This window comes from Cupriavidus campinensis, assembly GCF_905397395.1.
In the GTDB taxonomy this organism is placed as follows: Bacteria; Pseudomonadota; Gammaproteobacteria; order Burkholderiales; family Burkholderiaceae; genus Cupriavidus; species Cupriavidus campinensis.
In genome coordinates this window covers 54,894-73,699 of the sequence record NZ_CAJPVH010000021.1, presented here as the reverse complement: position 1 = coordinate 73,699, position 18,806 = coordinate 54,894, and the positions used below count along the sequence as shown (strand labels likewise).

The 18,806-nt window shown below is 67.3% G+C and carries 16 protein-coding genes and 2 tRNA genes; 6 read left to right on the top strand and 12 right to left on the bottom strand.

Annotation, left to right across the window (positions count from 1 at the left end; translation table 11 throughout):
* Nucleotides 1-156: 156 nt before the first annotated feature.
* The 3 genes from KHO18_RS14205 to KHO18_RS14195 all read left to right on the top strand — a co-directional run bounded on the left by KHO18_RS14205 (nucleotide 157) and on the right by KHO18_RS14195 (nucleotide 3,123).
* Nucleotides 157-1,089 (top strand): amino acid ABC transporter substrate-binding protein, encoded by a 933-nt coding sequence (locus tag KHO18_RS14205; RefSeq protein WP_144199488.1) that lies wholly within the window; start codon nucleotides 157-159, stop codon nucleotides 1,087-1,089.
* Between the two features lie 171 nt (nucleotides 1,090-1,260).
* Nucleotides 1,261-1,785 carry a hypothetical protein gene (locus KHO18_RS14200; RefSeq protein WP_144199490.1) on the top strand — a complete coding sequence of 175 codons (525 nt, stop codon included), beginning with the start codon at nucleotides 1,261-1,263 and terminating at the stop codon, nucleotides 1,783-1,785.
* Between the two features lie 150 nt (nucleotides 1,786-1,935).
* Entirely contained in the window at nucleotides 1,936-3,123 is a 1,188-nt protein-coding gene (locus KHO18_RS14195) for a benzoate/H(+) symporter BenE family transporter (RefSeq protein ID WP_211943411.1), read from the top strand.
* 6 nt (nucleotides 3,124-3,129) lie between these two features.
* Here KHO18_RS14195 and KHO18_RS14190 read toward each other — a convergent pair whose 3' ends face one another.
* The gene (locus KHO18_RS14190; RefSeq protein ID WP_211943410.1) at nucleotides 3,130-3,660 is read right to left on the bottom strand and encodes a hypothetical protein; all 531 of its coding nucleotides are present in this window, start codon (nucleotides 3,658-3,660) and stop codon (nucleotides 3,130-3,132) included.
* Nucleotides 3,661-3,949: 289 nt separating this feature from the next.
* Between KHO18_RS14190 and KHO18_RS14185 the strand changes: the two genes are divergently transcribed.
* Nucleotides 3,950-4,282 carry a DMT family transporter gene (locus tag KHO18_RS14185; RefSeq protein ID WP_144199496.1) on the top strand — a complete coding sequence of 111 codons (333 nt, stop codon included), beginning with the start codon at nucleotides 3,950-3,952 and terminating at the stop codon, nucleotides 4,280-4,282.
* Between the two features lie 22 nt (nucleotides 4,283-4,304).
* Here KHO18_RS14185 and KHO18_RS14180 read toward each other — a convergent pair whose 3' ends face one another.
* The 5 genes from KHO18_RS14180 to KHO18_RS14160 form a co-directional block, all read right to left on the bottom strand.
* Nucleotides 4,305-4,580 carry a hypothetical protein gene (locus KHO18_RS14180; protein ID WP_244844801.1) on the bottom strand — a complete coding sequence of 92 codons (276 nt, stop codon included), beginning with the start codon at nucleotides 4,578-4,580 and terminating at the stop codon, nucleotides 4,305-4,307.
* A gap of 266 nt (nucleotides 4,581-4,846) precedes the next feature.
* Nucleotides 4,847-5,044: a hypothetical protein gene (locus KHO18_RS14175; RefSeq protein ID WP_144199500.1), complete on the bottom strand. Its 198-nt coding sequence runs from the start codon at nucleotides 5,042-5,044 to the stop codon at nucleotides 4,847-4,849.
* A gap of 295 nt (nucleotides 5,045-5,339) precedes the next feature.
* A tRNA-Met gene (locus tag KHO18_RS14170) sits at nucleotides 5,340-5,415 on the bottom strand.
* A gap of 150 nt (nucleotides 5,416-5,565) precedes the next feature.
* Nucleotides 5,566-5,640 (bottom strand) — tRNA-Arg (locus KHO18_RS14165).
* 257 nt (nucleotides 5,641-5,897) lie between these two features.
* Entirely contained in the window at nucleotides 5,898-6,359 is a 462-nt protein-coding gene (locus KHO18_RS14160) for a lecithin retinol acyltransferase family protein (protein ID WP_144199612.1), read from the bottom strand.
* A gap of 408 nt (nucleotides 6,360-6,767) precedes the next feature.
* On the opposite strand from KHO18_RS14160, the gene KHO18_RS14155 reads away from it, so the two are divergent.
* Nucleotides 6,768-7,058: a hypothetical protein gene (locus KHO18_RS14155; protein ID WP_144199614.1), complete on the top strand. Its 291-nt coding sequence runs from the start codon at nucleotides 6,768-6,770 to the stop codon at nucleotides 7,056-7,058.
* A gap of 103 nt (nucleotides 7,059-7,161) precedes the next feature.
* On the top strand, nucleotides 7,162-7,941 hold the full coding sequence (locus tag KHO18_RS14150; protein ID WP_144199616.1) for a PP2C family protein-serine/threonine phosphatase: 780 nt from the start codon (nucleotides 7,162-7,164) through the stop codon (nucleotides 7,939-7,941).
* A gap of 9 nt (nucleotides 7,942-7,950) precedes the next feature.
* Here the strand turns inward: KHO18_RS14150 and KHO18_RS14145 are convergent, their stop codons facing one another.
* The 6 genes from KHO18_RS14145 to KHO18_RS14120 all read right to left on the bottom strand — a co-directional run bounded on the left by KHO18_RS14145 (nucleotide 7,951) and on the right by KHO18_RS14120 (nucleotide 18,786).
* The gene (locus KHO18_RS14145) at nucleotides 7,951-9,267 is read right to left on the bottom strand and encodes a sigma-54 interaction domain-containing protein (RefSeq protein WP_144199618.1); all 1,317 of its coding nucleotides are present in this window, start codon (nucleotides 9,265-9,267) and stop codon (nucleotides 7,951-7,953) included.
* On the bottom strand, nucleotides 9,264-12,374 hold the full coding sequence (locus KHO18_RS14140) for a peptidase domain-containing ABC transporter (protein ID WP_144199620.1): 3,111 nt from the start codon (nucleotides 12,372-12,374) through the stop codon (nucleotides 9,264-9,266). The genes KHO18_RS14145 and KHO18_RS14140 overlap by 4 nt, the downstream gene beginning before the upstream one ends.
* Nucleotides 12,355-13,107 carry a peptidylprolyl isomerase gene (locus tag KHO18_RS14135; protein ID WP_144199623.1) on the bottom strand — a complete coding sequence of 251 codons (753 nt, stop codon included), beginning with the start codon at nucleotides 13,105-13,107 and terminating at the stop codon, nucleotides 12,355-12,357. Before KHO18_RS14135 ends, KHO18_RS14140 begins: the two co-directional genes overlap by 20 nt.
* A gap of 31 nt (nucleotides 13,108-13,138) precedes the next feature.
* Nucleotides 13,139-14,521: an HlyD family efflux transporter periplasmic adaptor subunit gene (locus KHO18_RS14130; RefSeq protein WP_144199625.1), complete on the bottom strand. Its 1,383-nt coding sequence runs from the start codon at nucleotides 14,519-14,521 to the stop codon at nucleotides 13,139-13,141.
* On the bottom strand, nucleotides 14,518-17,112 hold the full coding sequence (locus tag KHO18_RS14125; protein ID WP_211943409.1) for an FHA domain-containing protein: 2,595 nt from the start codon (nucleotides 17,110-17,112) through the stop codon (nucleotides 14,518-14,520). Before KHO18_RS14125 ends, KHO18_RS14130 begins: the two co-directional genes overlap by 4 nt.
* A gap of 198 nt (nucleotides 17,113-17,310) precedes the next feature.
* A complete protein-coding gene (locus KHO18_RS14120; protein ID WP_211943408.1) occupies nucleotides 17,311-18,786 on the bottom strand; it encodes an efflux transporter outer membrane subunit in 1,476 nt (491 codons plus the stop codon).
* Nucleotides 18,787-18,806 lie beyond the last annotated feature (20 nt).

The window sequence follows — 18,806 nt, the reverse complement described above, 5'->3', positions numbered from 1 at the left end:
ACCTGCCGTGGAACAATCCGACACACTCAGCGCAATCGGATTAATCCGAAAAGAAGCACAACAAGGCAGTACCAACAAGGCGGTACAGAGCCGGACCCATCCGGCCAACGGTTTTCCGGGTTTTCTTTCCAGACAATTTTCGGACGGGTGTCATTCATGACCAATACGGGCCTGCCGCGCCGTGCCTCCTTCAGGAGCACGGCGCTTGTTGTATGTTTCCTCGCCACGCTGCTTGCCTTGCCGGTCCTGCCGGCGCGGGCCGCGTCCCCCAACTCGGTGGTGCTGCGCATCCAGCAGACCGGGGCCATCCGCATCGCCCACCGCGAAAGCTCGGTGCCGTTCTCGTTCGTGGCCGACGGCAAACCCATGGGCTACGCCGTGGACCTGTGCCTGAAGGTGGCGGAGGCGTTGCGCACCCAGCTCAAGCTGCCGCAACTGCGCGTGGAGTGGGTGCCGGTGACGCCGGCCTCGCGCATCCCGGCCATCGTGGACGGCCGCGCCGACCTCGAATGCGGATCGACCACCAACAACCGCGAGCGCCGCGACCTCGTGGCGTTCACCATCCCGCACTACATTGCCGGCAGCCGCATGCTGGTGAAGGCCGACTCGGGCATCCGCAAGTGGGGGGATTTGCGCGGCAAGACCGTGGTGTCCACCACCGGCACCACGCCGCTGGCCATGCTCCGCAAGATGGATGAGGCGGGCGCCATGGGCTGGAAGGTGGTGGAGGCCAAGGACCACGCCGAAGCCTTCGGCATGGTCGAGTCAGGCCGCGCCGACGCCTTCGTGATGGACGACGTGCTGCTGTTCGGCCTGCGCGCCAACGCCAGGAACCCGGCCGCGCTGGCGGTAACGGGCGACCTGCTGACCATCGAGCCGTACGCGATCATGCTGTCCAGGCATGACGCCGAGTTCAAGAAGCTGGTGGACAAGGCCATGGTGACGTCGATCTACGACCAGGACACCCAGAAGCTGTACCGGAAGTGGTTCCTCAGCCCGATCCCGCCCAACGGCATCACGCTGGACATTCCGATGAGCTACCTGCTGCGCGATTCGTTCAAGTTCCCGAGCGACAAGGTGGCCGACTAGGGGCTTCGGTCGACCGGAGACTCGCTATCCGTTCCGCGGAGCATCGTTGTCCTGTATCAAACCTCTTCATATGAGGGGCACTACTCTTCCCGAGGACAAGGCATACCCACCGCGTCTTCGCCCGGGCGTTCCGGGGCGAACCGGCCGTCACTTGCCCACAGGAGGTGTCATATGGAAAAGGAACTCATGGCGGCGGTGCTCTCCGCTGCCGTACTCGCTGTAGCACCTGTAGCACCTGCCCTGGCTCAGCAGGACCCGCCGGCCGCCAAGAGCGCTCCCGCAAAACCGGAGCAGCCCAATGTCGCCGAGTTCGACAAGCAGGCGGCGCAGATTCAGGAAAACATGCGGAAGATGCAGGACCAGATGGACAAGATCCGCAAGACACAGGACCCGCAGGAGCGTCAGAAGCTACTTCAGGAGCACGCCACGACCATGCAGTCCACGATGGCCATGATGCATGGCATGAGGGGCCCGGGAATGATGGGGTGCTGCGGGGGCACGCCCATGGGCGGCGGACACATGATGGGTGGTGGTCCCATGATGGGATGGGGGCAAATGAGGGGCTACTACTCCAAGCTCACCCCGGAACAAATGAAGCAGCGGCAATACATGATGGACCAGTACATGGGTATGCAGCAAATGATGATGAATCAAATGATGCAGCACCAGAACATGTCGGCTCAACCGCCCCGCTAGCAACGAGGGATTGCCGCGATTTCTCGGGGTGTCGGTGATCAAGCTTGTCGGCAGGCGCGACCGGCACCGCCAGGGGTGCGCTGTTCCGGCGCGCCCCCCGCCGTCCCCATCCATGCGAAGATGTCGGCCATCCGCCCCTTCGCATCGACCATGACTGCCGCCGCCCCCCTCAAGCTGTCCGACCTTTCCCTTTCCACGACGGTGGCCGGGCTGATCGCCATGCTCACCGGCTACACCAGCTCGCTGGTGCTGATGATCCAGGCCGGGCAGGCGGCGCATCTGAGCGATGCCCAGATCGCCTCATGGATCTGGGCGCTATCCATCGGCATGGGGGTGACCACGCTGGGGCTGTCGCTGATGACCCGGGTGCCGATCGTGGTGGCCTGGTCCACGCCCGGCGCGGCGCTGCTGATTGCCAGCCTGCCCGGCGTGCCCTACCCCGAGGCCATCGGCGCCTTCCTGCTCGCCGCGCTGCTGATGACGGCCGCCGGGCTGACCGGCTGGTTCGACAAGCTGATGCGCGCGTTGCCGGCGAGCATCGCCTCGGCCCTGCTGGCGGGCATCCTGTTCCGGATCAGCGTGGATGTCTTCGTGCAGGCGGCGCACCAGACGGTGCTGCTGCTGACCATGTTCGGTACTTATCTAGTGGGACGCCGCCTGTGGCCGCGCTACGCGGTACCGGGCGTGCTGCTCGTGGGCGTGGCGCTGGCTGGCGTGCTTGGGCAACTCCATTTCGAACAAATCCGATTCGCGGTGACGCTGCCGGTATGGACCACGCCGGCGTTCTCGCTGTCGGCCTTTATCAGCATCGGCGTGCCGTTGTTCATCGTGGCGCTGGCGTCGCAGAACATTCCCGGGCTGGCCGTGCTGCGCGCGGACGGCTACCACGTGGCGGCCAGCCCGCTGATCACGGTGACCGGGGTGGCATCGGCCATCCTGGCGCCGTTCGGCTCGCATGGCATCAACCTCGCGGCGATCACGGCGGCCATCTGCACCGGCCCCGAGGCCGACGCCGACCCGCGCCGCCGCTACATGGCCGCCGTGGTCTGCGGCATCGGCTACCTGGCGGCGGGGATCATGGCGGCCAGCATCGCGGCGCTGTTCGCGGCCTTCCCGAAGGCACTGGTGGTGGCCGTGGCGGCCTTCGCGCTGCTGGGTTCCATCGCCAACGGCCTGACCGTGGCCATGCAGGCGCCAGCGGAGCGCGAGTCAGCGCTGCTGACGTTCATGATCACCGCGTCGGGCATGACGCTGGCCGGGGTGGGTTCGGCCTTCTGGGGCGTGGTGGGCGGCATGCTGGCGCTGGCGGTGCTGCGCCCGCGCCAGCGGGCTGCCTGAGCGGGTTTACATCAGCAGGAAGGCGACGTCGGAGGCGGCCATCTGCGTCACCGGCACGCCCTTGCGGCGCTGGAACAGCACGTGTTCCAGCACGCGGTCGCGGTGCTCGGCAAACCGTGGGGGATCAATGCGCAGCGCGGCCAGTGCGTAGTGCTCGGCCAGCAGCTTGTAGACCCGGTGGCGGACGTGGAGGATTTCGTTGTCGGCGCGCAGCCGGGCGATTTCCGCGTTGTTGTCCTCTTCCAGCTGGCGCATGCCCACCACCACCCGGGCGTGCATGCCCCGGTAGCGATCCACCTCGGCGTGGGCCTTGTGGAGTTCGTCGCGCAGCGCGCGCACTTCCTGCATCAGCTTGAGATGTTGCTGGACGCCCCGCTGGATGCGGTTCGCTTCTTCCAGCGCGTGGTCCGCGGCAGCGATGGTGTTCTGCCAGACGCCCTCGGTGGCGTCATGCGGTGGCAAGGTGTCCGGCGCGCCTTCGATGTCGGCGAAATGCGGCTTCGGCCATGCCGTTGCGGTGTCAAGATCCTGCTTCATACTGCTCCCCTTTACCCGTCAGCCAACACCCGCCACCGGCCTAGTTGTGGTTGCCGGCATGGTCGGGTTAACACCGCGACTGTCTGGACCGCCTCTTTTGCACTGCCCGGGCGACCCTTGCGTCATACGCATGCATCCATTCAAGCCGGCAATGAGCATTTGCACAACCACCGCGAGGGAGGGCACATCACATTCCGCCTGGCAGCGCGGCGCATAATACCGTGCCATAGCGCCTCTGGCGCCGCTTTTTGCCCGGCCTTTGGCCTGCCATTGACGTCAATCATCTGCCATGTCGAACGGATACTTTTTGCTTGCGCTGGCCATCGTGGCCGAGGTCATCGCCACCAGCAGCCTCAAGGCGGCCGAGAATTTCACGCGCTTCTGGCCCAGCGTGCTGGTGGTTGCCGGCTACGTGGCCGCGTTCTGGCTGCTGATGCAGGTCATGAAGACCGTGCCGGTGGGCGTGGCCTATGCCATCTGGTGCGGGGCGGGGATCGTGCTGGTGACGCTGATCGCATCAGTGCTGTACCGGCAGGTGCCTGACCTGGCAGCGTGGATCGGCATCGGGCTGATCATTGCGGGGGTGGCGGTGATCCAGCTGTTCTCGAAGATGAGCCACTGAGCCCCGACAGGGGCGGTGGGAATCAGGACTTCGGCGGCAGCGTGCGGAGCAGACGGTTGACCTGCGCCAGCGTGTCGCACTCGTCGGCATTGCGCTTGCGACGCTGGTCGATGATCTCGAGCAGCGCCCGGATCTGGCCATTCTTCGATTCGCAGACCACCTTGTCAGACACCGGGCAGGCCACGTCGATCTCACCCCGCAGGCTTTCCTGGACGATATCGATCAGCGCGGTGCACCCGGACGTATCGGTCAACGCCGGGTCCGGCGTGGCAGCCAGGGCGTGAATGGCGCCAAACATGGCCAGCGCCGGCAGCCAGCGGTGATACGACCTGACAGGGGGCATTTGCGAAAGAAGGCGAACCGGGTCTTTTAGGATTTCTACGACGCGCAGGAGGCGCGCAGGCGACATCATAGCCGGTCGGCGCCCGGCCGCCACATCAAACGGTGCGCTGACGCTCGGAAGGATGGGGACGTGAGGAAATGCTCGACCAAAGCAAAACAGGCCGGCTTCGGGGAAGCTGGCCTGTTTCGTATGGGGCGGTCACGCCGGCGGGGAAGTCAAATTCAGCACTGCCCCTTCTTGGCCTTGCCCGGCGGGCAGAATGACTCGTTGCCATATTGATCGACACGGCAGTTGCCTTTCTTGGCCTGCCCGGGCGGACAACCTGGGCCACCTGCCGGCTCCTCATAGGGATACGGTGCCACAACACAACCGCTCAACAGCGCGGCGCACGCCGCAACGATCACCAGCAAAGGCTTCATTTCACCCATCCTTCCTTGTAGAAGGAGGCAAGGATACCGCCCACGCAAAGTGACTTCTGTAACGTTTGGTGAAGGCGCCGCCAGCCCCCTTGGCGCTAACGCCGGGGTAGGCGGCGGGCAGAGCAGGCACCGGCAGGTTGGCCAGAACATCGCTGGCGCCAATGAAAAGCCCCGCTCGGCTGGAACCGGCGGGGCTTATTCGTTTTCCGTGCTACGGACTTGTCAGGCCTTTGCGGTCTGCGCTTCCAAGATACCCGGAATGGGAGCGCGCGGAGCGCCCGCGGGCTTTCGAATCTGGTTGCGGGAGCAGGACTTGAACCTGCGACCTTCGGGTTATGAGCCCGACGAGCTGCCAACTGCTCCACCCCGCGGGGCGGACTATACGCGGATCGGCAGCGCATTGATACAGAAGAATGCAAAAGCCCGCTCGCGCGGGCTTTTGCTGTAGTTCTGAAGTGCATCGATTTGACGCGATTTATCGCGAAGCGGAGAACTTCAGAGAACCACTGCGGACTTGATGATGGTCCCGCCGACAGGAATCGAACCTGTATCTAGCGCTTAGGAGGCGCTCGTTCTATCCATTGAACTACGGCGAGCGGACCGTCTGCACGGTGTGCCAGCCGCCATGGGCCGGCCGAGCCGGAAGACGGGGCGGAGTATAGCAAACTCGGCAAGTTCGGCCCATGGCCGGCGGCGGGCGCTGGTTCGGCGGCGCGCGCCTTGCTGGTCACCTCGCCCACTGGCTGTGGCCCGGGCGGCCCGCCGGTGGCAGGCCCTTGCCTGGCGGCTTTCGCAGCCTACCCAATCGATCAGTCCGCTCATGGTTTGCTCCCTGTTTGGTTCGTTGATCCGATCAGGCGGCGGTCAGGCCGGTGCCGGTACCGGTGCCGATCGAGGCCAGCAGGGCCCGCACCATCGCCATGACGGTTTGGACGGCGGCGCGGGGCTGGCGCAGGCAGGCATCCACCTGTTCGCTGCGGGCCTGGCCGAGCAGGCACCAGGTGCAGAAGTGCTCGCAGTTGTTGGTCAGCAGGTGGTAGTGGTCTTCGCCGAGGCGGGTACGGGCGCGGGCGACGGCTTCCATGCCGAGGTAGCAGGCGCAGGGTTCGGCCTTCACCGCCACCGAATGGCCGTGGGCGAACTGGGCCAGCGAGGTTTCCTCGACCGGGGCGGCGTGCAGGGCGTGGCAGAAGCCGGCGTAGTGGATGACGCGGCCGTTGCCGGCGTAGATGCCATGGTGGACGTAGCCGTTGCGTTCGGTGACCAGGTGGGCGCCGGGCAGGTAGTCGTCTTGTTGTTGGTCTTGGGTGTTCATGGCAGTTCTCGGTTCGGTGTCGGTGGGAGGCAGCCAGTGCTGTGTCGATGCCAACCAACCGCATCAAGCGTGCCAATGCCATCGAACCACGGCGAGACAAGGGGTTGCGGGCGATCGGCACCCCTTGCCCGCCGGCAACCGTGCGCGGCCATCCAACAGTTTTCCGGGCGATGTGTTGGCTGGTGGCCATCAGCCGGGCTTTTTGCTTGCCCGCCCGGCGACGCAGCGCGGTGGCGGGTGGCAGCCGACACCCGTATGGCCCGGTGTTGGGCTGGTGCCAACGCCGCAAGCCGTCCGGACGCCACGCCGCGCCCGGCATGCGCCGCGTGCATCACAAATCCGCAATGGCACACCGATTGCTCTATTCAGGCATGGCGCCACACGCCGCCCCCGACTCTGGAGACCATCATGGCCACCCTCATCGTCAAGGACCTCGACACCCGTCACGAGCTGGATTTCCGCGCCATGTCCTGCATTCGCGGCGGCGGCGCCCCGTGGGTGTTCGGCTGGATCCAGCCCTACGTGGCCGCCCGCCCCAGCGCGTCTCCTGTCGTGAACTTTTACGAGATCAACTACAGCTTCTATGCTGATCAGATGAACAACCAGTTCCAGAACATCGACGTCCAGAACAACGCGCCCAATTCGACGATTACCGTGGACGCCGCGCTGGACGCCCGGAACAAGGGTCGGTTGATCTGAGTCCTGCCCGGTGGCCGGGGAGCACTCCCACCGGCCACCCTTTGATGCTGCCCCGGGGGGCGGCGCTTGCGCGGAGCCGCTTTCTTCCGCGCCGGAGCACACCGTGACCTGCGCAACGGAATTCCGCTGGAGCTCGGCCGCCGCCACGGACGTCGGCCGGGTGCGGGGACGCAACGAGGACGCATGCCTGGACCTGCCCGAACGCGGCATCTGGGCGGTGGCCGACGGCATGGGCGGCCATGCCGTCGGCGACTTCGCCAGCCGCGCCATCGTCCAGGCCCTCTCCGGCCTGGGGCCGCCCGGCAGCCTGGATGGCGCGCTGGACGACGCCCGCACAGCGCTCCTTGCCGTGAACCAGGCGCTGATCGACGAAGCCGCGCGGATGAAGGTGCGGGTGATCGGCAGCACCGTCGTGGCGATGCTGGCCTGTGAGCGGCGTTGCGGGTGCCTCTGGGCCGGCGACAGCCGGCTCTATCTTTTCCGGGCCGGCCACCTGAAACAGCTCACGCGCGACCACAGCCAGGTGGAGCGGCTGCGCGCCCGGGGGCTGATTACGGCCGAGGAGGCCAAGCACCATCCCGCCCACAACACCATCACGCGCGCCGTGGGCGCCGCCACCCGGCTAGACCTCGACGTACTGACGCTCGAAGTGGGCGACGGCGACATGTTCCTGCTCTGCAGCGACGGCCTGAGCAACGAGGTGGAGGATGCCGGCATCGCGGCGGTGCTGGCGGCCAGCGCGGGGGACTGCGCGGCGGCAGCCAACGAACTGGTGCAGCAAGCGCTGGTGAATGGCGGGCACGACAACGTCTCCGTCGTCGTGCTGCGCGCCGAGGACATCGGCGGCGGCTCCGACATGACCCTGCTCAATCCGGAAGTCTGAGCCGCGAGCCTACTTCCCACCCTCCGCCGTCCGGCTGCCCCGGAAATCCTTCGAATGGATGCCGTGCTTCTTGAGCAGCATCTGCACGTGCGAGCGATTCATCTCGAAGCGCCGCGCCAGCTCCGCCACCGTGCCGCCCACCTCCTGCAGGCCCCGTTCGAGGAAGGCCCGTTCGGCCTCGTCGCTGGCGGCGCGCTTGGCCTCGGCCAGCGAGGTGGCCGTGGTCACGTCCGCCACGCCGGCGCGCCCTGCCCCCGCCACCACGGACAGCCCCGCCGGCCGGGGACGGATGTCCTGCGGCAGGTGGGCCAGATCGGCCGTATCGCCGGCCAGGCAGGAAATCCGGTACATCAGGTTGCGCAGTTCGCGGATATTGCCGGGGTAGTCGTAGTGCATCAGGAAGTCGCGCAGGCGGGGCGTCAGCTTGACCGGACGGCGCTTCAACTGGCCGGCGGACTCATCGCCGAAATAGGCCACCAGCAGCGCGATCTCGTCGCGCCGCTCGCGCAGTGCCGGTAACGTCACATGAATCACGCTGAGCCGGTAGAAGAGGTCTTCGCGGAAAGTGCCTTCCTGGCTCATCCGCCGTAGGTCCTTGTTGGTGGCGGCCACGATGCGGGCGTCCACGGAGATCACCTCGTCGGAGCCCACGCGCTGGATCTCGTGCGCCTCCAGCACGCGCAGCAGCTTGACCTGCCCGACCAGGGGCAGTTCGCCGATCTCGTCGAGGAAGATCGTGCCGGTGTGGGCGCTCTCGAACTTGCCGCGCCGGTCGTTGGCGGCGCCCGTGAACGCGCCCTTCTTGTGGCCGAACAGTTCCGATTCGAGCAGGCTGTCCGGAATCGCCCCGCAGTTGACCGAGATGAACGGCTTGTCCGTGCGCGAGCCGTTGGCGTGGATCACCTTCGCCATCAGCTCCTTGCCGGTGCCGCTTTCGCCGTCGATCAGCACCGGGAGGTCGGTCGGGGAGGCTTTTTCGGCAATCTCCAGCGCCTCCAGCAGCTTGGGGTTGTCGCCGAAGGTGCCCTCGAAGATGAAGCTGCGCTCCATCAGCGCCTGGCGCCGCTCGCGCGAGGACAGGTCCACCGGCTCCACCTCGGTCACCGCCTCGGGCTCGGCCGACGCTGCCGCCACGAAGCGCTCCTTGTGCGACAGCCCCATCACCTCGTCGCGCAGCGTGGTGGCCTGCTTGAGCAGCTTCTCGATCTCGGGCCGCTCCAGCCGCGACGACCAGCGCAGCGTGGAGCGCAGGATCTCGATCTTCTCGATCAGCCCGGCAAACGACACCGCGGAGGTAACAGGCGTGCCCTGGTTGAATAGCTTCATGCCGCGCTCAACTGTTTCTGAACCAACTGGTAGTACATGCCGCGGCGCGCGAGCAGTTCCTCGTGCCGCCCCTGCTCCACGATGCCGCCTTCGTACAGCACGAGGATCTTGTCCGCCTGCATGATCGTACTGAGCCGGTGCGCGATGATCACCGCCGTGCGCCCGCGCAGGATCTCCTGCATGTTGGCGAGGATGTTGCTCTCCGACTGCGTGTCCAGCGCCGAGGTGGCCTCGTCGAACACCAGCAGGCGCGGGTCGTGGTACAGCGCCCGCGCGATGCACAGCCGCTGGATCTGCCCGCCCGACAGCCCGATGCCGCGCTCGCCCACCACCTGCTCGTAGCCGAGCGGCAGCTTGGAGATGAAGGCGTGCGCGTCCGCCATCTTCGCCACTTCCTCGATGCGGCGGCGGTCGGGGCTGTCTTCGCCGCAGGCGACGTTCTCGGCGATGGTGCCCGAGAACAGCAGGTTGGTCTGCATCACATAGCCCACCTGGGCGCGATAGAAGCCGGCGTCGATCACGTTGAGGTCATAGCCATCCACCGACATCGACCCCTCGCACGGCTTGTAGAAGCCCACCAGCAGCTTGGCCAGCGTGGTCTTGCCGGAGCCGCTGCGGCCCACGATGGCCACCATCTCGCCGGGCCGCATATGGAAGCTGATGTTCTCGAGCACGTAGGGGGTGTCCTCGCCGCCGTAGCGGAAGTACACGCCCTCGAAGCGGATATCGCCCTGGAGGTCCGGCAGCATCACGCGCGACAGCACGTCCTGCGGCTTCTGCTCCGGCTCCAGGTCCAGCACGTCGCCCAGCCGCTCCATTGCCACGCCGGCGTCGTTGAGCTGGCTCCACAGCGCCACCAGCCCCATCACCGGGGCCAGCACGCTGCCCATGAAGGCGTTGAAGGCGATCAGCTGGCCGATGGTCAGCTCGCGCTCCAGCACCAGCGTGGCGCCCACCCACAGCACGGCGATGGTCGTGGCCGCGTTCAGGACCTGGCTGACCAGCCCGACCAGGATGTGGAAGGACTGGGCCTGGTACTGCTTTTCCAGCGCCTTGGCGTACTTGCGCTCCCAGCGCAGCCGCACCGGCCGCTCGATGCCCATGCCCTTCACCGTCTCCGCCCCGCCCAGCGTCTCCATCAGGTACGACTTGGCGTCGGTCGAGGCCGCGAACACGTCGCGCGCGTAGGTCTTCACCTTCGGCGTGACGATAACGGTCAGCGCGGCAATCGGGATGATGAAGGCGATCAGCAACAGCGTCAGCTTGACGTTGTAGAAGAACATGATGGTGAAGTAGATGAACACCATCAGCAGGTTCAGCGCCGTGGTCACCGTGGATTCGGTCAGGAAGGCCCGGATCGTCTGGTTCTCCTGGAAGCGCGCGAAGATGTCGCCGGTCTTGCGCTTGGCGAAGAACGACAGCGGCAAAGACAGCGTGTGCTTGAAGAAGTGCGACATCATCGCGAAGTCCATATTACGCACCATGAAGTTGGCCAGGTACGCACGGACGGTCGCCATCAGCTGGGTGAACACGCTGGAGATCACCAGCCCCAGGATCAGCAGGTGCAGCAGGCCGACGTTCTGGTGCACCACCACGCCGTCGAGGATGTTCTGGATGATCAGCGGCGGCACCACCCCGAGCATCTGGATCACGAAGGTGGCCAGGAACAGGTGCGCGAGGATGCGCTTGTACGGCGCCAGATAGCCGATGAAGCGCAGCCAGGGCGAGCGCGCCACGGCCAGCTCGGCCATGCTCTCGCCGGCCGTGAAGAGCAGGCAGGTGCCGCTCCAGCCGCGCTCGAACTCCTCCGTGCTCATCTTGCGGAAGCCGATGGCGGGGTCGGCCACCCAGACATGGCGCGCCGAGATGCCGTACACCACCACGTAGTGGTAGCCCTCCCAGTGCACGATGAACGGCAGCTCAAAGCCCTGCAGCGCGTCGCGCGTGCATTGCACACCGCGCGTGGTGAAGCCGAGCGACTCGCCCGCGCGCGCCAGGCTGTCCAGCGTGGCGCCGGAGGTGGTCACGTTGGCCAGCTCGCGCAGCTTGCCCAGCGTCATCGGTATGCCGTGGTGCCGGCAGATCATCGCCAGGCAGGCGGCGCCGCAATCCATCTCCTCGGCCTGCTCCACCAGTGCGAAGCGCCGGATCACGCGCTCGCCGAACTCCGGCTTGGAATGGAGATCGAGCAGCACCGGCCGCTTGCGCCGCTCGGCCAGCTTCTTCTGGCGGTGCAGCTCGCGGTCTACCGCGCGGATGCGTTCCTCCAGCACCTCGCGCAGCCGCACGTTGCGCTCCAGGATCAGCTGGACCGTCTTCTCGGGAATCACCAGCAGCCGCGTATCGGTTTCGGCGATGGCCGAGGCGATCTGCTCCTGCCGCATCACACAGGCCCGTTCGCCGAAGATCTCGCCCTGGCCGAGCGTGGCGAGCGGGAAGGTGTCGCCGTCCTCCTCGCGCACGATCCGCACCGTGCCCTGCCGCACCACGTAGAGGCGGCGGTCGTCGCGGCCGTCCTGCTGGAGGATGGGCTTGCCGGCCGCCACACGCTTCACGCCCACGCTGCGCACGGCGTCTTCGAGTTCGCTCTTGTCCAGCTTGCCGCGCAAATCGAACAGCCGCGCGACGAAGCCGCCAGCCGAGCTGATCGCCACGTAGCTGGTGATGAAGGCCAGCGCGGCCGGGTTGCCGCCAACCACCGGCTCCGACACGCTGCGCGGAATCGTGATCAGCTCGGTCTTGCCCGACGCCCGCACGGAGGACTCGTGCCGGTACTCGCGCAGCAAGGCGATATCGGCAAAGACCTCGCCGGCCTTGCGCACGCCCATGCTGATTTCCTTGCCGTGCTCCTCGTTGAACACGCGCACCGAGCCGGCCCGGACGATGAAAATACCCTCGGCCGGGTCGCCGGCATTGCAGACCGTGTCGCCGAAGCCGAAGGTCAGCGTGCGCGCGCTGGCGGCCAGCCGTTCGAGTTCCTCGCGCGAGAGTGGCGAGAGGATCTCCACCGTGGCGAGGAAATCGGCTAGCGTCGGGGCGGCCAGCGTGGGGGCGGCCCCTGGCGGGAGCGCCTCGGCGGCGGCATCGCTAGCGGGCTTGGATGACATGTTCCTGAGCCCTGGCCATCAGCCATTCCTCGCGCAGCAGCCGGCGCACCTCCACGGCCACGTCAGCATCGAGCCGCGCCGGATGCTTGGCCCGCACCAGGAACACCTCGAAGAACGAGCGGTCCGCCGCCGGGAACGGCCCCAGCAGGGCGCCCGGCTCGGCATTGAAGACCTTGGCCTCGATGTCGCTCTTGAGCGAGCCGCGCAGCACCTTGCCGATGTCGCCGCCCTGCTCGCGCGTATCGGCTATGGAGTGCTCGCGCGCCATCTCGGCGAAGCTGTCCGGGTCGTCCTGGAGGTAGGAGACCAGCTCGCGCGCCTTGCCCTCGGTATCCACGACGATATGGCTCACCTCGATGCTGTCGAACTTGGGCGAGTTGAGCTGGAAGTAGGTCTCCATGGCTGCGTCATTGCAGACCTCGGCCAGCATCTTCTCCTGGTAGAGGCTGTCGGTGATGAACGCCTCGAACTCGTCCAGGGTGATGCCGAGCGCGTCGAGATAATGGTTCATGTCCGCCGCGCGATGCAGCCCCTGCACGCGGCGGAACTGGTCGGCGCGCTCCTGGATCTCCGCCGGCGCCAGCTTGACGCCGTGCCGCCGCGCCGCGTGGGCGGTCAGCTTGTCACGCACGAGCTGCTCCACCAGCCCCTCGAACTGGCCGGTGAGCTTGAGTACCCTCACGAATTCGTCGACGCCGATCACTTCCTCGTCGATCCGCACGATGGCTGTCATCGCCCTCTCCTTTTTTATTGCTGGAATCTGTTCAGCCCGCCACCTGCCGGAACGGGTCAAGCCCGAGGTCGATCAGGCGGCGCTCACGCACCACGATCTCCGCCGTGGCGGTCATGCCGTAACGCAGCGGGTAGCGGTTGCTGGCCACGGCGTAGTAGTCCTGCGCCAGCCGCACGCGCCCCTCGTACACGGGCTGCTTGTCCGGCCCCGACGGCTTGGTGGCCGGCGAGATGTACTCCAGCGTGCCCGCGATCAGCCCGTAGCGCTGGTACGGAAACGCGTTGAACTTGAGCTTCACCGGCAGGCCCTCGCGCAGGAAGGCGCGGTCGCGCTCGGCAATCTCGATGCGCAGCATCGGCCGGGCATCCTTTGGGGCGATGCCGCCGAGCGGCGCGTTGGCCTGCACCTTGTCGCCGCGCTGGGTGGAGGTGACGTCGGTAATCACGCCCGACACCGGCGCCACGATCAGCAGGAAGTTGTCCTTGTCGATGTTCTCGAACTTGATGCGCGCGGCGGCCTCCGCCACGAGGCGGGCGGTCTGCACCTGCAGGCGCAGCTTGTCCTCGGTGTTGCTGATCTCGCGCATCGCGGCGTCGTACTGGATGCGCAGGTTGGCCAGCTCCTGGCCGCTGCCCTCCAGCTGGGCGCTGGCCTGCGTGTATTGCTGCGAGAGCCGCGCGTCCAGCTCGGTCAGCCGCGACTGCGCCACGCGCAGGTTGTTCTCGGCGTCCTGGGTAATGGCGCGCTTGCCTTCCACCTGCGACTGCGACACCCCGCCGCCCGCCGGCAGCGCGAACAGCCGCGCGTAGCGGTCCTGCTCCTGCCGGGCGAAGTCGCGCGCACGGCGGGCGTTCTCGAGGTTGCTGCGCGCCTCCTGCAACTGCGCGCGCTGCTGCTCGGCCAACCGCGTGGTGCCCTCGGCCATGCGGTTCTCGTGCTGGCGCGTGGCCAGTTCGATCTGCTGCTTGAGCGCCTGCGCGCGGCGCTCCATCAGCACCTTGCGCTCGGGAAACTGCTTCCACTCGCGCTCGGAGTCCTCCAGCTTCAGCTGCGCCTCCAGCGCGCTGGCCGCCGCCTCGATCGCGCCGCGCGCGTTGAGCCGCGCCAGCACGTCATCCTTCGACACCGGCTGGCCCTCGGCCACGTAGAGGTCGGCCAGTTCGCCATCGACGGGCGCGTAGAAGCGGCGCACCTCCGACTCCGGCGCCAGCGTGCCGTGCGCCGTCACGATGACATCGGCATGCCCGAAGAATGACCAGATCAGCGCGCAGATCACCAGCGCGCCGGTGATGACCACGGTCAGCATCGACAGCCGCCAGGGCTCGGAACTCAAGATGGCGATGCCTTCGGCGCTGTGGTCCTCCAGCGCCTCGTTGAGCGGGCGCAGCTTGCTGTCGCGGGGATCCTCGCTCATCGCGCGCCTCCGGATGCGGTAGTGCTGGCAGGGGTGGCGGGGGTGGCGCCCTCGGGTGCGGCGTCGGGTGCGGCGCCCTTGCTGCCTTCGCCCACCAGTTCGAGCTTGGCGCGCAGCACGGCCGGGTCCAGCACCATGCGCAGGTCGTTGAGCGAGCGCCGCTGGAGGTCTACCTCGGCCTGGATCTCGTCGCGCACCTTGGTCCACTCCGCCATGTCGCCGGCCTTGAGCTGGCTGTAGATGCGCAAGCCCTGGCGGGCGTCGCCCTGCGCCTCGGCCAGCAGACGGGCCTGCGCGCGGAACTTCGGCGAGATACCCGCCTCCAGCCGCTGCTCGCCCGCAATCAGCCCGTTGTTGCGGTACTGCCGCCACTGCGTGGCGGCGCGGTTCAGCAGCTGGTTGGCGCGGCGCAGCGCCGCCTCGCGGATCGTGTTGACGTCGGCGTCGATGGCCTTCACGTAATAGGCATCGGCGTCCGGGTCGAGCGCGGCATAGAAGGCCAGCAAGGCGTCCTCGTAGCCGCTATTGCCCGCCCTGCCCTCCTTCACCTTGGCGAATTGCGCGGCGACCTGCTGCTTGTGCGCCACGTCCTTGGCCACATCGGCCGCCCACGGGCCGCTGTTGATCTGGCGCAGCGCGTCGATGGCCGCCGTGCTGTCGCCGCGCCGCCAGGCATCGTCGGCCAGCGCGTACTGGCGCTGCACGTCGGCCGGCGGCAGCTTTGCCGCCAGCAGCGCCTCGTACTGCGCCTTGAACGGCGGCGTGGCGAAGCTGACCTGGCGCATCTGGGCGACGAGCGGCCCGGTGGCGCGCTGGCGCAGCGACTCGATCAGCGCGGTGTACTGCTTGAGGTCGCTCTCCACGCGGTCCAGCCCGGCCAGGCGCGGGTACTTGTCCTTGTAGTCGGACAGCATCGTCTGCAGCGCCTCGGGCTGCTCGCGGGCGAGTTCGGTGGCGATGGCGGCATTGAAGCGGTCGATCGCGGCGAGGTACACCGAATCCTCGTTCTGGAGCCTGCGCAGGTTGCTCAGCCCCTCCGCATAGGCGTCGCGGAACACCGGCACCTGGTTGGCGATGCGGCCGAGCGCGCGCTGGTGTGCCACCGTGTCCGTACCCCAGCGGGCCACCAGGGCGCGGATGCGCGCTTCGTCGGCATACATGCGGATCGGGGCGTCCGGGCCGCCGCGTGCCGCCATCAGTCGCGCCACGCTGGCCACCCATTCCAGTTCGTCGATCAATGCGCGGCCATCGGCGTTATGGCGGCTGTGGGCGCGCATCTCGGCCAGCACGGCGTCGGCACCACTGAAGTCCTTCGCACGCACTCGCGCGGTCCACGGCGGCACCCAGGCGCGCATCAGCGCCTCGGTGCCGGTTGCCTGGTACTGGGTGTTGTCGGGATGCCGCGTCAGATAGTCGTCCGCCAGCGCGGCGGCGCGGGCGTACTCGCCGGCATCCATCAGCGCGGTCAGCGAGCGGTCCGGCGCCCCGCGCCAGTACAGGTAGCCGCCGCCGATGGCCGCCAGCAGCAGCGCCACGGCGCCCCAGCGTGCCACGCGCGCCTGCTTGCGCCGGTCATCGATGCCGAAGGTGCGCGCCGCCTCGGCGAGCAGCATGGCCACCTTGCCGCGCGACGCCGGCTTGTGGGCCTGGGCGTGGCCGCCATCTGGCATTGGCTCGGGGTTCACCTCGTCCTCCTGCGCGGCGGCATAGTCCACGCAGAAGATGTCGAGGAAGGAATCGGCGGCGCCGACGAAGGTGGTCTTGTCGGGGTCGGCGCCCAGCGAATCGGGGGCGGCAGGCGCGGACGCTGCCTCTGGCGCAGACGCAGGCGGCGGTGCCTCGTACAGCACGGAGCGCGTGGCGGTGGCGTCGGCATCGTCTTCACGCTCGATATCCACGCGGTAGACGAAATGGCTGCCGCCGAACGCAATCACATCGCCGGGCTCCAGGCGCACGGCCTGGTCCTCGAGCCGCACGCCGTTGACGAAGGTGCCGTTGGTGCTGCCCAGGTCCTCCAGCCACGGCGACCCCGCCTTCAGGAACAGGTGCGCATGGCGGCGCGAAAGGTAGTTGACCTGATGCGGATAGTCGTCGCGATAGCGCGCGAAGGTGTCATCGGCCTTGCTGACGAGGAACGGGAAGCCCGAGACGACCACCGGCTGCAAGCCGATTTCCGGGCGGATCGGCGCGAGCGTGACGGCCAGACGTGGCGGCTCCGGCGCCGGGGGCCGCGGATAGACGCGCACGCGGTACGACAGCGCCGCGCCAAAGCTCACCTCGTCGCCATCGCGCAGCAGCGCCGGCTGCTTGGCCACGGCATCGCCATTCACGCGCGTGCCGTTCTTGCTGCCGAGGTCCGCCACGTAGACGGCGCCGTCCTCGGCAAAAATGCGCGCGTGGCGGCGCGAAAGTACCGAGACCGTCTCCGCCGGATAGGCGACGAACGGCGCCTCGCCACGGCCGATGGCGAACAAATCCTCCCCGATCCGGATCTCGCCGAGTTCGGGCCGGGACACGGGCATCAGCAGGACGTCGAACGCCTGCCCCGTTCTCACCGGCATTTCCATGATCAGGGCATCGTCGCGCGTCATGTTTCAACGGAACCAACAGTCGGGCCGGTGGCGCTGTGCCGCACATGGCCGGTTTTCCTGGCCACGGGGGTACGGGAGGTCACGCGTATGAACATAGTAGGCCACGCTTTTCGGGAGTCAATCCGCTGCGGTGCAGCGTTGCGCGAAGGCACGCGGCAGGCGGGTTTCAAGGTTGAAACGCTTTGTGCGCGCGTGCGGCTAAGGCGCTACGTTCGCTGTCGTATTCACGCCGTTGGCTGGCGCGGCATTGCTGACGGTGGTGCTCGGCCAGCCGCCACCGAGCGCCTTGTACAGCGTGACGGTATCGGCCAGGATTTGTTGGTGGGCCGCCAACAACGCCAGCTGGGCCTGGAGCAGCGAACGCTCGGTCTCGAAGACCTCCAGCTGTGACGCAATGCCTTCCTTGGCCTGCGCCTCGATCTGGGTGGAGACGACGCGCAGCTGATCCACCTGCTGCTGGAGTTCAATGCGCTGCCGCTTGTGGGCATCCACATTGACCAGCGCACTCTCCACTTCCTCGAACGCCGTCATCACCGTGCGGCCGTACTCGTTCTCCACCACGCCGATATTGGCCTCGGTGGTCTTCACGCGGGCGCGCACATTGGGGTCGAGCATCGGCAGGTTGATGCTCGGCATGAAGCCGAAAGTGAAGGACTTGAGCAGGTCGGACAGCGCGAAGCTGGCCGTGCCGCCGCGCGCCGTGAGGCTGATGCTGGGCAGCTGGGCGAGCCGGGCCTGGCCGACGATGTTGTACGCGGACAGCACCCGGTACTCGGCGGCGACGATGTCCGGGCGACGCGCCAGCAACTGCGACGGCAGCCCGGCCGGCACCACCGGCAGCTTGACCCGGTCCTGCAGCCGCCCCGCCGGCACCTTGAAGTCGCCGGCAGGCACGCCGACCAGCGTGCCCAGTGCATTCTCGGCCACGTCGCGCGAACGGCGCAGCTCGATCAGGTCCTTGTTGAGGCGGTTGATTTCCGCCTGCTGCTGCATCACGCGGATCTGCGGCAGCAGCCCGTTGGCGAACATCGCCTTGTAGGTGGTCAGGATGTCGTTGTTGCGGGACACTGTGAGCCGCTGCTGGGCGATCTGCTCGTCGAGCTGGAGCAGCGTGAAGTACGTGATCGACACATCGGATACCAGCGCGAGGTAGCCTGCGCGCCAGTCCGCCTCGGAGGCGCGGTACTCGGCGGTCTGGGCCTGCACGCCCTTTTCCACCTTGCCCCAGATATCGATATCCCAGTTGACCGTGGCGCCCAGGTTGAAGGTGCGCGTCATGGCCTGGCCGGTGGTCTTGTCGAAGCTCGCGCCGGCGCCGATGTCGAACACGGGCAGCGCGCCGGCACGTGCCTCGCCAATCTGCGCGCTCGCCACGCGGATGCGGGCGGCCAGCACGCGGATGTCGTAGTTGCCGGTCAGTGCCTTGGCCACCAGTTCATCGAGATAGGAGTCGCCGAAGCCTTGCCACCAGTTCGGCACGATGGTCTCGGCCGGCGATACGGTGATCGACTCCGTGCGCGACCAGTCCGTCTTGGCCGGCGTTTCCGGGCGCTTGTACTCTGGGGGGCGAAAATCGGCGCAGCCGGCCATCAGCAGCGCGCAGAGCGCGGCGGCAACAGGTCTGGCCAGTGCGGCGGGGGCCGGGGCGAAAGCGAACACGATGACATCCTGCATGGAACGCCCTCGGACGCGTG

Excerpts from the sequence above, each read along its gene's own strand:
- KHO18_RS14120 (WP_211943408.1), bottom strand. The coding sequence starts at position 18,786 with ATGCAGGATGTCATCGTGTTCGCTTTCGCCCCGGCCCCCGCCGCACTG.
- KHO18_RS14180 (WP_244844801.1), bottom strand. The coding sequence starts at position 4,580 with ATGTTTGGCGCCATTCACGCCCTGGCTGCCACGCCGGACCCGGCGTTG.
- KHO18_RS14190 (WP_211943410.1), bottom strand. The coding sequence starts at position 3,660 with ATGAAGCAGGATCTTGACACCGCAACGGCATGGCCGAAGCCGCATTTC.
- KHO18_RS14185 (WP_144199496.1), top strand. The coding sequence starts at position 3,950 with ATGTCGAACGGATACTTTTTGCTTGCGCTGGCCATCGTGGCCGAGGTC.
- KHO18_RS14205 (WP_144199488.1), top strand. The coding sequence starts at position 157 with ATGACCAATACGGGCCTGCCGCGCCGTGCCTCCTTCAGGAGCACGGCG.
- KHO18_RS14125 (WP_211943409.1), bottom strand. The coding sequence starts at position 17,112 with ATGACGCGCGACGATGCCCTGATCATGGAAATGCCGGTGAGAACGGGG.
- KHO18_RS14195 (WP_211943411.1), top strand. The coding sequence starts at position 1,936 with ATGACTGCCGCCGCCCCCCTCAAGCTGTCCGACCTTTCCCTTTCCACG.
- KHO18_RS14140 (WP_144199620.1), bottom strand. The coding sequence starts at position 12,374 with ATGTCATCCAAGCCCGCTAGCGATGCCGCCGCCGAGGCGCTCCCGCCA.
- KHO18_RS14160 (WP_144199612.1), bottom strand. The coding sequence starts at position 6,359 with ATGAACACCCAAGACCAACAACAAGACGACTACCTGCCCGGCGCCCAC.
- KHO18_RS14200 (WP_144199490.1), top strand. The coding sequence starts at position 1,261 with ATGGAAAAGGAACTCATGGCGGCGGTGCTCTCCGCTGCCGTACTCGCT.
- KHO18_RS14155 (WP_144199614.1), top strand. The coding sequence starts at position 6,768 with ATGGCCACCCTCATCGTCAAGGACCTCGACACCCGTCACGAGCTGGAT.
- KHO18_RS14130 (WP_144199625.1), bottom strand. The coding sequence starts at position 14,521 with ATGAGCGAGGATCCCCGCGACAGCAAGCTGCGCCCGCTCAACGAGGCG.
- KHO18_RS14145 (WP_144199618.1), bottom strand. The coding sequence starts at position 9,267 with ATGAAGCTATTCAACCAGGGCACGCCTGTTACCTCCGCGGTGTCGTTT.
- KHO18_RS14135 (WP_144199623.1), bottom strand. The coding sequence starts at position 13,107 with ATGACAGCCATCGTGCGGATCGACGAGGAAGTGATCGGCGTCGACGAA.
- KHO18_RS14175 (WP_144199500.1), bottom strand. The coding sequence starts at position 5,044 with ATGAAGCCTTTGCTGGTGATCGTTGCGGCGTGCGCCGCGCTGTTGAGC.